Source organism: Rhodococcus sp. IEGM 1406 (assembly GCF_030056745.1).
Classification (GTDB): domain Bacteria; phylum Actinomycetota; class Actinomycetes; order Mycobacteriales; family Mycobacteriaceae; genus Rhodococcus_F; species Rhodococcus_F erythropolis.
In genome coordinates this window covers 424,801-438,851 of sequence record NZ_JASHKO010000002.1, presented here as the reverse complement: position 1 = coordinate 438,851, position 14,051 = coordinate 424,801, and the positions used below count along the sequence as shown (strand labels likewise).

The following is a 14,051-nucleotide window of genomic DNA, read 5'->3' as shown; positions in this document are numbered from 1 at the left end:
GCCAGGTTCACCGACGTGGCTGCTGACGAACCCATCGAGTGAGGATCGTGCCGTCCGAGTCGCCGAGAATGTGAGCGGGACGCATCGACGTGGGCATTGCATTGGGGGAGAGCGAGATTCGGCCGACTTTGCTCCCCACCAGTTGAGGTGAAGTGGTGATGCAGAGTTCGTCGACGGCATTGTCCTCGATCAACTGCCCGAAAAGTGACGGCCCGCCCTCGCACAGCGCGCGACGGAGCTTGCGAGCCGACAAGGCCCTGTCGATGTCGCCGCTGCTGACATTCGGTGAGTCCGTCACCTCCACCTGCGCTCCGGCCGATCTCAGCGCTGCAATCGCTGCGCTGTCCGCGGCGCTACCGACAACAAGAATCGGCGGAATTTCGGTATCTCGTAGGAGCCGGCTTTCAGGGTCGATCGACGCGTGCGCCGAGACGACGAGGATCGGTGGGACCGGAGCGAGGCCGCCCGCCTTTCGTCGCGCCTGGCCTGCGTCCGAGATCTGCACACCCCCGTAGTTCTCGGCTCGCGCTGTGCCTGCGCCGACCACGACGACGTCACAAAGTTCGCGCAAGATCCCGAATACCGACTTGTCTGCAGGTGTGCCCAGTCCATGGCTCACTCCGTCGACGGAGACGCACCCGTCGATGCTGGAAACGAAGTTCACGCGCATCCAGGGTTGGGAGAGGTTCGCCGGATAGGCGTACATGCCGCGGAGTTCGTCTTCGTGGCCTGGTGTGAAGTAGGTCGCAATATCCATACGGTGCACATGAGAGATCACATCACGTAGATACCCTTGACGGATGCATGAACGTCTTGTCGATCGCAGCCCGGTGGTACCCGCCGATCAACTGGTAGCTCAAATGGTGCCTCCCGCAATGTTCGACGAGGTGAGTTTTGCGTCCTACATTCCTGATCCGAAGGAACCGAGCCAGGCAGCTGCTGTCGCCAAGGCCGAGGAATTCTCCAAGCGCGTAACCAAGATCCGTAGTGGTGGACGCCGCGGACTGTTCGGCAAGAAGACCCAGGCGACCGGCGCCGGCCTGTACCTCGACGGCGGGTTCGGTGTCGGTAAGACTCACTTGCTGGCGTCGATCTTCCACAGCGTTCCGTCGCCGAAGGCCTTCGGAACCTTCGTCGAGCTGACACACGTCGTCGGCGCTCTCGGCTTCAACAAAGCGGTCGAAGCGCTCGCCGACCACAGCGTTCTCTGCATCGACGAGTTCGAGCTCGACGATCCGGGCGACACCATGCTCGTCTCTCGCCTCCTTTCGGAGCTTTCCGCGCGCGGCGTGTCCATCGTCGCGACGTCGAACACGCTTCCCGGCCAGCTCGGTGAGGGTCGCTTCGCGGCTCAGGACTTCCTGCGTGAGATCAAGAAGCTCGGCTCGATCTTCGAGACGATTCGCGTCGACGGCCCCGACTACCGTCACCGCGATCTCCCGCCCGCACCGGAGCCCATCTCCTCGGAGGAATTGGTCTCTCGGGCCGAGGCGATCGACGGCGCCACGCTCGACAACTTCGACGAGCTGTGCAAGCACCTCAGCACACTGCATCCGTCGCGCTACAACAAGTTGGTCGAGGGGGTGAAGGCGGTCTTCATCGACGGCGTTCACCCGGCCACGGATCAGTCCGTTGCACTGCGCATCGTGGTTCTCGCCGACCGCCTGTACGACGCGAGCATCCCGGTCACCGTTTCCGGCGCACGCCTCGACGAGATCTTCACCCCCGAGATGCTTGCCGGTGGGTACAAGAAGAAGTACCTGCGCGCGACCTCGCGTCTGCTCGCACTTTCTCGTTTCGAGGTCGCGGCCGGCTGATCAGCAGGCCTGTCAGGTGACGGGACGCTCCATCACGAAATCGTGGTGGAGTTGTGCCCCCACGAGAAACGTCTTTGTGCCGACCTGGGTGAAGCCGTGTTTGGCGTAGAACTTCTGGGCGCGCAGATTTTCCTGATTGACACCCAGCCAGATCCCGGCACTTCCGCTGCGTCGTGCATGGTCGACAACCGCGTCCATCAGGGATGCTGCCGCGCCGGTTCCGTGGTTTCCCGGAAGCACGTACAACTTGCTCAGTTCCGTCGTCGGGCGAAGTGTCACAGCAGCTTTGACGTCCGGGTCGGCGGGCTCGTCGTCGACGAGCATCGCGTAGCCGACGATCGCGCCGTCGCGAATGACCTTGAGAACGGTTCGTGTCGGGTCCGTCAGATACTCGGAGAACTTGTCGACGGATAGGACGTTGTCGATGAAGGCACTGATGTCGTCGTCGGATGCGCCCGGCGGACAAGCCAGCGGAAACGTCACCGCTGCCACGTCGGCGATTGCTTCGGAATCCCAGATTCCGGCCCGGTCAACGGTGATCGTCACGTCAGTTTCTACCTCTCGCGCACATGATTCGGTTGATCAAGTACACCACCTTCGTCGAGCGTGATGCTCAAGCGGCGTTCTCGGCGACCGGCGTCGTGGCTCGTTTCGGTGCGAACGCGGGAGCAAGAACTATCAAGATCGCGCAGAACGCCAGCGGAATCAGGAACCCGATTCGAAGGTCACTGAAGGCAGCGACCGCGCCGACGATGCCGCCGCCGACCACCGTGCCGACGTAGTTGAAGAGATTGATGCGTGCGATCACCGCGTCGACCTGATCCGGGGGAGCCATCCGTCCGGCCGCGCTGAAGCAAATCGGGGCGATCACCGGTACGCCGAGGCCGACGATCAGGAAGCCGGCGATGGCAACGGCGGGAGATTGCGCTAGGACAACGATCGTCATGCCGACCACGCCGATGAGAGAGCCGATCCGCACGACGGTGGTCTCACCGAACTTGCCGACCCAGTAGTCGCCGGTCAGTCGTGCGACCAGTGCCGCGATTTGGTACGCCGCCACGGAAAGGGCGGCCGTCCCGGCGTCGGCGAGCAGTTCGTCCTTGACGTACAGCGTCGACCAGTTTCCGACGCTGAAGTCGACCGCATAGAACAATGCCATCGCGACGCCGAGGAGGACGAACGCGCGGGTGGGTACGGTGAATTTCGCGGTGCTCGTGATGTTTGCATCGGCAACCGGAGACTCGGAGCGATCGAGCAGTTGCGGGCCGAAGGCCAGAAGTATCAGTCCGACAACAACTCCCGCGATCACCTGTGTGATGCGGATCGAGATGTCGAGGCTTGCGGTAGCAGAGATGAACAGAGCGCCGACAATCGCTCCGACGCTCCAGGAAGCATGGAACGAGGAGAGGATGAAGCGGCCCTTGGCGTGTTGGATCGAGACTGCCTGCATGTTGGCGGCGGCGTCGACCATGCCGAGTCCGATGCCGTAGATCGCCAGGAAGACGAAAAACATCGCCGCGTTGGGCGCAATTCCGGTTGCCCCGCCGAAGACTGCGATGACGGCGAGTCCGGTTCGCAGAGTCATCTTGCTCGACGTTCTCACGGCCAGAATCTCGGCGAGCACGCTGCCGAGCCCGGCGATGACGGACACGGTGACAACCGCAACCACAACCAGTGTCTCGCTCAGCTCGAACAAATCCTTGTACTGCGGCAGCTGCGTCAGAATGGCGGCGAGCAGAAATCCTTGAAGTCCGAAGGCCACCGAAGTGGCGATCCGAGCCCTCGTCAGGGTGCGGGTGTTATCCGTCATCAAGCAGGGCCTTTGTCTCGTTCGTTCGGTTAGGCCGAACGGTACTGGATCTTGATACTGGTCGAGTGTCCAACAAAGCTGCGTGTTTTGCACGGTTCTTTGATTAACTGACCGACATGACTCGGCAGCCGACACCAGAATTTCCGTCTTCCTTCGTCTGGGGAACCGCCACCGCGGCCTACCAAATCGAAGGAGCTGTGGCCGAAGACGGTCGCGGACCGTCGATTTGGGACGAGTTCTGTGACCGCCCCGGTGTAGTCGTCGGGGGCGACACCGGAGCGGTTGCTGCCGATCATTATCACCGCTGGGAATCGGATATCGAGTTGATGAAAGACCTCGGGCTCGACGCTTATCGGCTGTCCCTGTCGTGGTCGCGAATTCTGCCCACCGGATCGGGAGCCGTGAATGCGAAAGGGCTCGACTTCTACGACCGCCTGATCGATCGACTGTGTTCGGTGGGAATTACTCCTGCCGTCACTCTCTTTCACTGGGATCTGCCCCTCGCACTGCAAGAGCAGGGCGGCTGGATGAACCGAGACACGTCGTACCGGCTGGGGGAGTACGCCCAGGTCGTCGGCGAACGGTTGTCCGATCGAGTCGGAATGTGGATGCCGCTCAACGAACCGGTAGTGCACACGCTCTACGGTCATGCCCTGGGAGTTCATGCCCCCGGCCTGGCCTTGGGGTTCGAGGCTTTCCAAGCCGCACATCACCAGCTGCTCGGGCACGGCCTCGCTGTCGAAGCGCTTCGGGCAACCGGATGCACGAACATCGGAATCGCCTCGAACCATGCACCGGTGCGGGCCGCTTCCGATTCCCCGGAAGACGGGATGGCTGCCGACATCTACGACCACGTCGTCAATTGGATGTTCGCCGACCCGGTATTGGTCGGAAAGTACCCCGCCGACGAATTCGCCCAGCTGCTCAGCGGTCCCGTCGACGAGGACTTGAAAATCATCGGGGCGCCGCTCGACTGGTACGGGATCAACTACTACGAGCCGACGATGATTGCCGCTCCGGTGGAAGGCCAGGGGACCGAAGGTGTGCTCGAGGTCGACCTACCGCCGGGCCTGCCCTTTGCGCCTGTCGCGATTACCGGTTATCCCACAACCGATTTCGGATGGCCGATCGTTCCCGAAGGGCTGGGTGAGATCCTGCGGACGTTCCAGGCTCGGTTCGGTGACGCACTGCCGCCGATCTACATCACGGAAAGCGGATGTTCATTCCACGACGCACCGGATGCCGCAGGCGTCGTCGAGGACGAAGCGCGAATCGACTACCACGATGCGCACCTTCGCGCCCTCCGATCGGCAATGGACGACGGTGTCGACGTCCGTGGCTATTTTGTGTGGTCACTCCTCGACAACTTCGAGTGGGCAGCCGGCTACCAGGAACGATTCGGCCTGGTCCACGTCGATTTCGATACCCAGAAGCGCACACCGAAGACCTCGTTCGAGTGGTATCGCGCCCTGATCGCCGGGCACAAATCGGCTCAGGTCTGACCTGTGCGGAGGCGGTCCGGGTTGCATTCTCGAACCGGGCCGCCTAGCCTCGTCTCTCATGAAGCGAATTCTCGTAGTAAGCCGCCGTAGCGGGGTCTGAATCGGACCGACCCCTCGCTGCGGGTCGTCTTGCTACCAGTTGGTCCTCCACTTCATTCCAGGAAGACCACGATCATGACTTACAACTTCGCCTTCGCTTCTGATTCTGCCTTCGCTTCTGATTCTTCTTCTACCGCTGCTGATCCTTTCGCGACGCGTCACGGAAAATCTCTGCCAGCCGGCCTGCGCGCCGAATGCTCAGCGATGTCTTGGACCGAGTTCGAGTCCACGTATGCGGCTATGAGCGGCCCGATCCGTTTGGGCGCGTGGTCCTCCGAGAAGATTGCGCCGGGTCGTTGGACTTTCGAAGCGACTCTCGGTCTGGGGGAGCGCATCCAGAAGGCTTCCGCCACCTCGACTGGCGCGATCTCGGCCATGACGTCGATGCTGCACGACGCGGGAATCTCGCTCGAGATCCTGTCTTTCCATCAGCACCAGATCGGCCACCGCACTGCGACGTTCATCTTCACCGAGTGCGACGGCCGTCGGAGCTGGGCGATGGGGATTGCGGAGTCGTCGACTGAGTCCTCGCTGCGCGCGATGACTTCGGCAGCGAACCGCTTCTCTCACTGATCAGTTACAACAATCTGATCAGCTACATCAACCGCAGTACTGACGTGGATTCCCGAGAGGGCTTGCGTCTGTACTGCGGTTGATGTGTTCGGCGCTCGAACGCAAAAAGCCGGAACCCTGAGGTTCCGGCTTCTTGCAATTTCAAATGGTGCGCGATACTGGGATTGAACCAGTGACCTCTTCCGTGTCAGGGAAGCGCTCTCCCGCTGAGCTAATCGCGCGGGTTCTGGAGAAAAATGGAGCGGACGACGGGATTCGAACCCGCGACCCCAACCTTGGCAAGGTTGTGCGCTACCAGCTGCGCCACGTCCGCATGAGCAATGAACTCCGTTACCGGAACTCAGTACTTTTCTAACTTATCAGACCTGCAAGCAGGTCTTGACCATCAGGCCCGAGGGCCTGACGTGGTGCGCGATACTGGGATTGAACCAGTGACCTCTTCCGTGTCAGGGAAGCGCTCTCCCGCTGAGCTAATCGCGCGAGGTGGAGACGGGAATCGAACCCGTGTGCACGGCTTTGCAGGCCGTTGCCTCACCACTCGGCCACTCCACCGTAAAAGGTTGAGTCACACCTCTCGAGCGGACGACGGGATTCGAACCCGCGACCCCAACCTTGGCAAGGTTGTGCGCTACCAGCTGCGCCACGTCCGCATCGCACCGTGTTGCTTGGGGAGCTGCTCGCTCTCCTCGGTGCGTTGGAAACATTAGCCGACCGTGTCGGATACACACAAATCACCAGCTCAGTGGCGTGTTCGGAGTCGAATCGGCCCGTCGCGCGCGTTGCAACTGTCCGTCTTGGCGATGAATACGGTCTGAAATCAGCTCGAATTCGTAGATTTCGGGGTCGCCTGGAGCAAAACGAATGCCAACCTGGTGATTCGTATTCATCGCGCAGCCGTGTTAATGTTCCAACTCGTTCGAGCGCATGCGTTCGGATGACTTACGGTCCCGTGGCTCAGTGGGAGAGCGTCCGCTTCACACGCGGAAGGTCGCTGGTTCGATCCCAGCCGGGACCACAGAAAACACTGAAGGCGTTCCCGATCATCGGGGACGCCTTCAGTCGTTTGAGAGCACAGCTGTTCGAGGGCACGGTTGTTTCGGCATGCAGACCGTCGTCGCAGGTCGCCGGCCGATGATTTCGGTAGCCTGGTCGAAGAGACATTTCGCGACCGAAAAGGTGACCGACTTGAGTACCGAAAAGGTCGATTCTCCCGTCGACGATTCAGACCTGTCCGTCTTCCAAGACGCAGAGTCCCGCTGGGAGCGGTGGCGCGCTGGAATCGCCGCGCGGCCCACCCTCAATCTTGCGTACCGCATCGGTGTGGGAGTCGTGGGCACGATCGTGTTCGCCGCAGGCATCGTGGCTATTCCGTACCCCGGGCCCGGTTGGCTCATCGTCTTCGCCGGCCTCGGCATACTGGCGTCGGAGTTCGCGTGGGCACATCGACTCCTTCATTTCGCGAAGGCTCGATACGACAGGTTCATGGAATGGTTCGGCAAGCAGTCGCTGTTCGTCAAGGGGTTGGGCGTTCTGTTCACCACATTGATCGTCCTGGCGACGTTGTGGGTGCTCGGCACCTTCGGCCTGATCGGGACATGGGTGGGCCTGGACTACTCGTGGCTCGAGTCGCCACTGTGAGCTGAACGCGGCCCGGTTTCCTTCACTCGGTTGTCTCACCATGTCGGTAGGGCCGATAACATGATCGTGCGCGTGCTCGCAGTGGGTACGACGCCTGTCTAACTTGTCGCAATACCTTTAGGAGCACATCGCCGTGACCAGTCCCGCGCCAGAGCACTCAGCCGCCCCACTTCGGGTGCCCGCGGGGACGACCGCCGGGACTGCAGTGCGCGAAGCCGGATACCCCACGAAGGGGCCCGACGTGATCGTCGTTGTCCGCGATGGCGAGGGAACGCTCAAGGATCTGTCGTGGACACCTGAGGTCGATGTCGACGTCGAGCCGGTGGCAGCATCCACCGAGGACGGCCGCAGCGTCATCCGGCACTCCGCGGCCCACGTCCTCGCGCAGGCGGTCCAGAAGGAATTCCCCGACGCGAAGCTCGGCATCGGTCCGCCGATCAAGGACGGCTTCTACTACGACTTCGCAGTGGATCGTCCGTTCACTCCGGAGGATCTGGCCAAGCTCGAAAAGCGTATGAAGCAGATCATCAAGGGATCGCAGCGTTTCTCGCGTCGAGTGGTCGATTCGATCGAGGACGCTCGGGTCGAGTTGGCCGACGAGCCCTTCAAGCTCGAACTGATCGACGACAAGTCCGGTATCGACGATCCCGAGATCATGGAGGTGGGCGGCAACGAGCTGACCATCTACGACAATCTCGATCCGCGCACTGGCGACAAGATATGGTCCGATCTGTGCCGCGGCCCGCATATTCCGACCACGAAGCACATTCCGGCCTTCAAGTTGACCCGAAGCTCCGCCGCCTACTGGCGTGGCAACCAGGACAACGCCGATCTTCAGCGTGTCTACGGCACCGCGTGGGAGTCCACCGAGGCTCAGGACGAGTACCTCGAACTGCTCGCCGAGGCCGAGCGTCGTGATCACCGCAAGCTCGGTACCGAACTGGACCTCTTCAGCTTCCCCGACGAGCTCGGTTCGGGTCTGCCGGTGTTCCACCCCAAGGGCGGCATCATCCGCACCGAGATGGAGAACTACTCGCGCAGCCGCCACATCGAGGCGGGCTACGAGTTCGTCAACACTCCGCACATCACCAAGGGACATCTGTACGAGGTTTCCGGTCACCTCGACTGGTACCGCGACGGCATGTTCCCGGCGATGCACGTCGACGAGGAACTGAACGAGGACGGCACCGTGCGCAAGCCGGGCCAGGACTACTACCTCAAGCCGATGAACTGCCCGATGCACAACCTGATCTTCCGTGCTCGCGGACGCTCGTACCGTGAATTGCCGTTGCGGCTCTTCGAATTCGGCTCGGTCTACCGCTACGAGAAGTCCGGCGTCATCCACGGCCTGACCCGCGTGCGCGGCATGACCCAGGACGACGCTCACATCTACTGCACCCGTGAGCAGATGCGCGACGAGCTGACCACCACCCTGCAGTTCGTTCTGAACCTGCTCAAGGACTACGGCCTCGACGACTTCTACCTCGAACTGTCCACCAAGAACCCGGACAAGTTCGTCGGTAGCGACGACGTCTGGGAAGAGGCGACCGCAACGCTCGCCGAGGTCGGCGAAGCTTCTGGCCTGACTCTGGTGCCGGATCCGGGTGGAGCCGCGTTCTACGGTCCCAAGATCTCCGTTCAGGTCAAGGACGCACTCGGCCGCACCTGGCAGATGTCGACCATCCAGCTCGACTTCAACCTGCCCGAGCGGTTCGAGCTCGAATACACCGGCAACGACGGCGTCAAGACTCGTCCGGTCATGATCCACCGCGCGCTGTTCGGCTCGATCGAGCGGTTCTTCGGTGTCCTGACCGAGCACTACGCGGGCGCTTTCCCGGCGTGGCTGGCGCCGGTGCAGGTCGTCGGAATCCCAGTGGCCGAGGCGTTCGCCGATCACCTGTTCGACGTCACGAAGAAGCTCAAGGCAGCCGGTGTTCGCGCCGAGGTCGATTTCAGTGACGACCGGATGCAGAAGAAGATCCGTAACCACACCACGCAAAAGGTCCCGTTCATGCTCCTCGCGGGCGAGCGTGACGTGGAGGCCGGCGCGGTCAGCTTCCGTTTCCGTGACGGCACCCAGATCAACGGAATTCCCGTCGACGACGCCGTCCGGATCATCACCGAGTGGATCGGCCGCCGCGAGAATGCCTCGCCGACAGCCGAACTGGTGCAGCCAAGTGTGGCGCAGTGAGCGCCCCCGGTGACGAGGGTCCGGGTTCGCTGATCGACCACGGCGTCGGCGATCCTGATCATTTGCAGCGTATTTGGTCGCCACATCGGATGTCGTACATCACCGAGGCGCCCAACACCCCGGGTACGACGGGTGAACCGTTCATCGACATTCCGAAAATGTCGGACGAGGAAGGGTTGATCGTCGCCCGCGGTGAACACGTCTACGCGGTCTTGAACCTGTACCCGTACAACCCGGGTCACCTGATGGTGGTGCCGTACCGAAAGGTCGCGGCCCTCGAAGACCTCACGCCGGAGGAGAGCGCCGAGTTGATGGCGTTCACCCAGCGTGCGTTGCGGGTGATCAAGAGCGTGTCGAATCCGCACGGATTCAACGTCGGTCTGAATCTCGGAGCTGCCGCGGGCGGTTCGCTGTCCGAGCACCTTCACCAACACGTAGTCCCACGTTGGGGCGGCGACGCCAACTTCATCACCGTGCTCGGTGGGGTCAAGGTGATGCCGCAATTGCTGCGGGAGACCAGGGGACTACTCGCCGGTGCCTGGCAACAATAGGTTGATGCATCCGGCTTCATGGCAGGATGCATTGCTGCAACGAGTTCCGAACCGGAACTCACGACGGGGAGGGTTCCTGCGGTGTTGAGCTTCTTCGGGCGCGCATCGGTGTCCAAGGTGACGGCACCTATGGGGAAGGCGCTGGTCAAGACCGGTCTGACGCCGGACTCGGTGACGGTGATCGGCACGGTGGCAAGCGTCGCCGGTGCGGTGACGCTGTTTCCGTCCGGACATCTGTTCTGGGGAACCTTGTTCATCTGGTTCTTCGTCATGTTCGACATGCTCGACGGCGCAATGGCTCGTGCTCGCGGCGGCGGAACGCGGTACGGGGCGGTACTGGACGCGACCTGCGACCGCGTGGCCGACGGCGCGATTTTTGCCGGCCTGGCCTGGTGGGCGGTCTACCACGAGAACAGCAAGTGGCTGCTCGTCGCGACGCTCATCTGCCTCGTCACCTCGCAGGTCATCTCGTACGCGAAGGCGCGCGCGGAGGCGAGCGGGCTGACTGCGGACGGCGGGTGGATCGAGCGCCCGGACCGACTGATCATCGTGTTGGTCGGATCTGGCCTGACAGGTATGGGTCTACCGTGGGCGATTCACATCGCGATGTGGGTACTTGCCGCCGGAAGTATCGTGACGGTCTTCCAACGAGTGCTCGCGGTGCGCAATTCGCCTGGCGCCCGGGAACTTCTGCCGATCGCCCCGGCGGCATCGACGGTCGAAGGCGCGCCGAACACCGACGGCGAGCCTAAAACGGACGGCGAGGCAGAGAAATGAGCTTTGCCGAGCGTGCAACCGATCTGGGGTACGCCGCGGGTTGGCGTCTGGTACGAAGCCTGCCGGAATCGGTGGCGGTCAAGCTGTTCGACGCCGGAGCGGATTTCGCGGTACGCAAGGGCGGACCCGAACAACTCAGGAAGAACCTCGCGAGAGTTCTGGGCACGACGCCGGCGGAAGTTCCGGATCAGTTGATCAAGGATTCGATGCGCTCGTACGCCCGGTACTGGCGTGAGGCATTCCGTCTACCGTCGATGGACCTGGTCGCGACAGGTAAGGCGTTGCATGCGCTGGTCGAGGGCCAGGAACATCTGGAAAAAGCAATGGCAGCAGGTCATGGCGCGGTATTGGCGCTGCCCCACAGCGGTAATTGGGACATGGCCGGCGTGTGGTGTGTTCAGCAATGGGGTGGGTTGACCTCCGTTGCCGAGCGACTCAAGCCCGAATCCCTGTACGAACGGTTTGTCGAATACCGCGAGAGTCTCGGTTTCGAGATCTTTCCGCTCAGCGGCGGGGAGCATCCTCCGTTCGTCGAACTGTCCAAGCATCTGCGCGAGAACAAGATCGTGTGCCTGCTGGGGGAGCGCGATCTGGCGAAGAAGGGTGTGCCCGTCACATTCTTCGGAGAACCCACTCGCATGCCCGCCGGCCCGGCGAAGCTCGCGATCGATACCGGCGCGCCGCTACTTCCGGTCCACTGCTGGTTCACTCCCGACGGTTGGGGTTTCAAGATCGACCCGCCGATCGACGTATCCGGCGGAGTCGGCCCGGCCACGCAGGCGCTTGCCGACCGTTTCGCGGTCAACATCGCAGCGCACCCCGCTGACTGGCACATGCTTCAGCCGCTGTGGCGCTCCGACCTCTCCGAATCGCGGCTCGCCCGCATGGAGGGTGAATGAAAATCGGCATGATCTGCCCGTACTCCTTCGACGTCCCCGGCGGCGTGCAGGCGCACGTGGTGGATCTGGCCGAGGTGCTGATCGAACGTGGTCACAAAGTGAGTGTGCTTGCGCCGTCGTCCGACGACGACGAGTTGCCGGATTTTGTGGTTTCCGCAGGTAAAGCCGTCGCGATTCCCTACAACGGTTCTGTTGCGCGGTTGTCTTTCGGCCCGACGGCGAACAACCGCCTCCGCAAGTTCATCGCGGAAGGTGACTTCGACGTTCTGCATATCCATGAACCCAATGCGCCGAGTCTGTCCATGCTCGCGTTGCGTATCGCGGAAGGCCCGATCGTCGCCACCTTCCACACGTCGACCACGAAGTCGTTGGTGCTGAGCACTTTTCAGGGTGTCTTGGCTCCGTATCTCGAGAAGATCAGTGGCCGGATCGCAGTCTCGGAGTTGGCGCGTCGTTGGCAGGTCGAGTCCCTCGGATCCGACGCCGTCGAGATCCCCAACGGCGTCGATGTCGCAGCGTTTGCCGAGGCCGATCTGTTGCCCGGCTACCCGCGCGAAGGTGGAACCATTCTGTTCCTCGGTCGCTACGACGAACCGCGCAAGGGGATGGCCGTACTACTCGGTGCGTTGCCGGAGTTGGTCGAGCGTCACCCGGATCTCGAAGTGATCGTGGTCGGACGCGGCGACGAGGAGAAACTCCGCAAAGAGGCGGGCAAGTACTTCAAGCATCTCCGCCTGCTCGGGCAGGTCAGCGATGAGGAGAAAGCGTCGGCGCTTCGCAGTGCGGACGTCTACTGCGCGCCCAATCTCGGCGGTGAGAGCTTCGGGATCGTGCTGGTCGAGGCCATGGCGGCTGGCACTGCCGTCGTGGCCAGTGAGTTGGACGCTTTCCGTCGTGTTCTTCGCGACGGTCAGGCCGGCTTGCTGGTCCCCATCGGGAACTCCGATGCCTTGGCCGAGGCAATCGATTCCGTTCTCGGTGACCCGGATCGACGACGCGCGCTGGTCAACACCGCGACAAGTGTTGTTGCCGAATACGACTGGCCGGTGGTGGCCGAACAGATTCTGCGTGTCTACGAGACCGTCACGGTTGGCGGCACCGGCGTCCGCGTGGTGGGGTCATGACCTTCTCCGCTCTGACGATCTTCATTCTCGGGCTCGTCGCTGCCGTCGTCCTGGTCGTCGGACTGTGGGCGTACGGGACGGCGAACCGACTCGATCGACTGCATGTGCGTTCGGATCAGTCGTGGTTGGCGCTCGATGCGGCTCTGTCCCGTCGTGCCGCGGTTGTCCGCGCGGCGGCTGTGGACATGAGCGCCGACGACGCCCGCAGATTCGTCACCTTGGCGGACGCCGCCGAACGGGCGGATCGTCAGGATCGCGAGCTTGCCGAGAACCGGCTGTCCAATGCTCTCGCTGCCTACGGCACGACGTCGCTGCGACCTCAACTGGTGGCCGAGTTGGCCGATGCCGAGGCGCGCGTGCTGATCGCCCGGCGGTTCCACAACGACGCGGTGCGAGACACTCTCGCGTTGCGTACCCGACGACTTGTTCGATGGCTACATCTCGGCGGAACGGCGCCACTGCCTCAGTACTTCGAGATATCGGAGCGCACGACCGCGGCGGCGGTGCCCGAGGGCATCACCGTGGATACGTCACGGACCTCTGCCCGCGTGGTGATGCTGGACGAGGAAGATCGGGTGCTGCTGTTGCGCGGGCACGATCCCAAGATCCCGAACACTTACTTCTGGTTCACCGTCGGCGGCGGGCTCGAACGCGGCGAACATCTGCGAGCGGCCGCGGTTCGTGAGATCGAGGAGGAGACCGGATTCGTCGTGGCGCCGGAGAATCTGCGAGGTCCGCTTTGGCGTCGGGTGGCGATCTTCCCGTTCGACGGTGAGCTGATCCGTTCGGAAGAGCTGTTCTTCGCTACGCGCACTCACGGCTTCGAGCCGGTCTTCCAAGGCCACACGGAATTGGAACAGCGTGCCATCACCGGCCATCGCTGGTGCAGCGCCGACGAGATCCGCCGACTGGCCAAGTCCGGTGAGCCCGTCTACCCGTTGGATCTGGCAAACCTCCTGGTGGAGGCCGCGACGATTGCGGACGGTTCCGAGGATCCGGAAGTGCGTTCCATCCGCTGATCGTTCGGTCGTTCAGTGCTCGCGGCCGTTTAAGGCCAGCAATGGCAAATT

The 14,051-nt window shown here is 62.4% G+C and carries 13 protein-coding genes and 6 tRNA genes; 11 read left to right on the top strand and 8 right to left on the bottom strand.

Annotated elements, in window-relative coordinates; genetic code table 11:
• Positions 1-7: 7 nt before the first annotated feature.
• On the bottom strand, positions 8-757 hold the full coding sequence (locus QM596_RS11370; protein ID WP_205907891.1) for a pyrimidine reductase family protein: 750 nt from the start codon (positions 755-757) through the stop codon (positions 8-10).
• A gap of 43 nt (positions 758-800) precedes the next feature.
• Here QM596_RS11370 and zapE point away from each other — a divergent pair, with 43 nt between their 5' ends.
• Complete coding sequence (gene zapE, locus QM596_RS11365; protein WP_019748277.1) at positions 801-1,817, top strand: cell division protein ZapE; 1,017 nt, start codon at positions 801-803, stop codon at positions 1,815-1,817.
• A 12-nt stretch (positions 1,818-1,829) separates the two neighbouring features.
• Here the strand turns inward: zapE and QM596_RS11360 are convergent, their stop codons facing one another.
• Together QM596_RS11360 and QM596_RS11355 are read right to left on the bottom strand one after the other, a co-directional pair.
• The gene (locus QM596_RS11360; protein ID WP_279219003.1) at positions 1,830-2,363 is read right to left on the bottom strand and encodes a GNAT family N-acetyltransferase; all 534 of its coding nucleotides are present in this window, start codon (positions 2,361-2,363) and stop codon (positions 1,830-1,832) included.
• A 67-nt stretch (positions 2,364-2,430) separates the two neighbouring features.
• On the bottom strand, positions 2,431-3,627 hold the full coding sequence (locus QM596_RS11355) for an MFS transporter (RefSeq protein ID WP_113683580.1): 1,197 nt from the start codon (positions 3,625-3,627) through the stop codon (positions 2,431-2,433).
• A 116-nt stretch (positions 3,628-3,743) separates the two neighbouring features.
• On the opposite strand from QM596_RS11355, the gene QM596_RS11350 reads away from it, so the two are divergent.
• Together QM596_RS11350 and QM596_RS11345 are read left to right on the top strand one after the other, a co-directional pair.
• Entirely contained in the window at positions 3,744-5,129 is a 1,386-nt protein-coding gene (locus tag QM596_RS11350; protein WP_283309015.1) for a GH1 family beta-glucosidase, read from the top strand.
• A gap of 174 nt (positions 5,130-5,303) precedes the next feature.
• Positions 5,304-5,801, top strand: coding sequence for an alpha-isopropylmalate synthase regulatory domain-containing protein (locus QM596_RS11345; RefSeq protein WP_070385159.1), 498 nt, complete (start codon positions 5,304-5,306; stop codon positions 5,799-5,801).
• Between the two features lie 146 nt (positions 5,802-5,947).
• Here QM596_RS11345 and QM596_RS11340 read toward each other — a convergent pair.
• From QM596_RS11340 to QM596_RS11320, 5 genes are all read right to left on the bottom strand, one after another.
• A tRNA-Val gene (locus QM596_RS11340) sits at positions 5,948-6,022 on the bottom strand.
• A 16-nt stretch (positions 6,023-6,038) separates the two neighbouring features.
• Positions 6,039-6,114: transfer RNA gene (locus QM596_RS11335), tRNA-Gly, on the bottom strand.
• 92 nt (positions 6,115-6,206) lie between these two features.
• Positions 6,207-6,281: transfer RNA gene (locus QM596_RS11330), tRNA-Val, on the bottom strand.
• 1 nt (position 6,282) lies between these two features.
• A tRNA-Cys gene (locus QM596_RS11325) sits at positions 6,283-6,353 on the bottom strand.
• A gap of 25 nt (positions 6,354-6,378) precedes the next feature.
• Positions 6,379-6,451: transfer RNA gene (locus QM596_RS11320), tRNA-Gly, on the bottom strand.
• Positions 6,452-6,744: 293 nt separating this feature from the next.
• Here QM596_RS11320 and QM596_RS11315 point away from each other — a divergent pair.
• From QM596_RS11315 to QM596_RS11280, 8 genes are all read left to right on the top strand, one after another.
• Positions 6,745-6,816: transfer RNA gene (locus QM596_RS11315), tRNA-Val, on the top strand.
• A 170-nt stretch (positions 6,817-6,986) separates the two neighbouring features.
• Complete coding sequence (locus QM596_RS11310; RefSeq protein WP_438473284.1) at positions 6,987-7,439, top strand: TIGR02611 family protein; 453 nt, start codon at positions 6,987-6,989, stop codon at positions 7,437-7,439.
• A 133-nt stretch (positions 7,440-7,572) separates the two neighbouring features.
• Positions 7,573-9,630: a threonine--tRNA ligase gene (thrS, locus tag QM596_RS11305; RefSeq protein WP_007732914.1), complete on the top strand. Its 2,058-nt coding sequence runs from the start codon at positions 7,573-7,575 to the stop codon at positions 9,628-9,630.
• Positions 9,627-10,181: an ATP adenylyltransferase gene (locus tag QM596_RS11300; RefSeq protein WP_264614478.1), complete on the top strand. Its 555-nt coding sequence runs from the start codon at positions 9,627-9,629 to the stop codon at positions 10,179-10,181. Before thrS ends, QM596_RS11300 begins: the two co-directional genes overlap by 4 nt.
• Positions 10,182-10,262: 81 nt before the next feature.
• Entirely contained in the window at positions 10,263-10,958 is a 696-nt protein-coding gene (gene pgsA / locus QM596_RS11295) for a phosphatidylinositol phosphate synthase (RefSeq protein ID WP_042951804.1), read from the top strand.
• Positions 10,955-11,857 (top strand): phosphatidylinositol mannoside acyltransferase, encoded by a 903-nt coding sequence (locus QM596_RS11290; RefSeq protein ID WP_283309012.1) that lies wholly within the window; start codon positions 10,955-10,957, stop codon positions 11,855-11,857. The genes pgsA and QM596_RS11290 overlap by 4 nt, the downstream gene beginning before the upstream one ends.
• Positions 11,854-12,981 carry a glycosyltransferase family 4 protein gene (locus tag QM596_RS11285; protein WP_003943332.1) on the top strand — a complete coding sequence of 376 codons (1,128 nt, stop codon included), beginning with the start codon at positions 11,854-11,856 and terminating at the stop codon, positions 12,979-12,981. Before QM596_RS11290 ends, QM596_RS11285 begins: the two co-directional genes overlap by 4 nt.
• Complete coding sequence (locus tag QM596_RS11280) at positions 12,978-14,000, top strand: NUDIX hydrolase (RefSeq protein WP_020969519.1); 1,023 nt, start codon at positions 12,978-12,980, stop codon at positions 13,998-14,000. The genes QM596_RS11285 and QM596_RS11280 overlap by 4 nt, the downstream gene beginning before the upstream one ends.
• Positions 14,001-14,051 lie beyond the last annotated feature (51 nt).

What these genes read in the sequence shown, in the direction of transcription:
- zapE (WP_019748277.1), top strand. Translation starts at nt 801, where the DNA reads ATGCATGAACGTCTTGTCGATCGCAGCCCGGTGGTACCCGCCGATCAA.
- QM596_RS11350 (WP_283309015.1), top strand. Translation starts at nt 3,744, where the DNA reads ATGACTCGGCAGCCGACACCAGAATTTCCGTCTTCCTTCGTCTGGGGA.
- QM596_RS11280 (WP_020969519.1), top strand. Translation starts at nt 12,978, where the DNA reads ATGACCTTCTCCGCTCTGACGATCTTCATTCTCGGGCTCGTCGCTGCC.
- QM596_RS11285 (WP_003943332.1), top strand. Translation starts at nt 11,854, where the DNA reads ATGAAAATCGGCATGATCTGCCCGTACTCCTTCGACGTCCCCGGCGGC.
- QM596_RS11345 (WP_070385159.1), top strand. Translation starts at nt 5,304, where the DNA reads ATGACTTACAACTTCGCCTTCGCTTCTGATTCTGCCTTCGCTTCTGAT.
- QM596_RS11355 (WP_113683580.1), bottom strand. Translation starts at nt 3,627, where the DNA reads ATGACGGATAACACCCGCACCCTGACGAGGGCTCGGATCGCCACTTCG.
- QM596_RS11290 (WP_283309012.1), top strand. Translation starts at nt 10,955, where the DNA reads ATGAGCTTTGCCGAGCGTGCAACCGATCTGGGGTACGCCGCGGGTTGG.
- QM596_RS11370 (WP_205907891.1), bottom strand. Translation starts at nt 757, where the DNA reads ATGGATATTGCGACCTACTTCACACCAGGCCACGAAGACGAACTCCGC.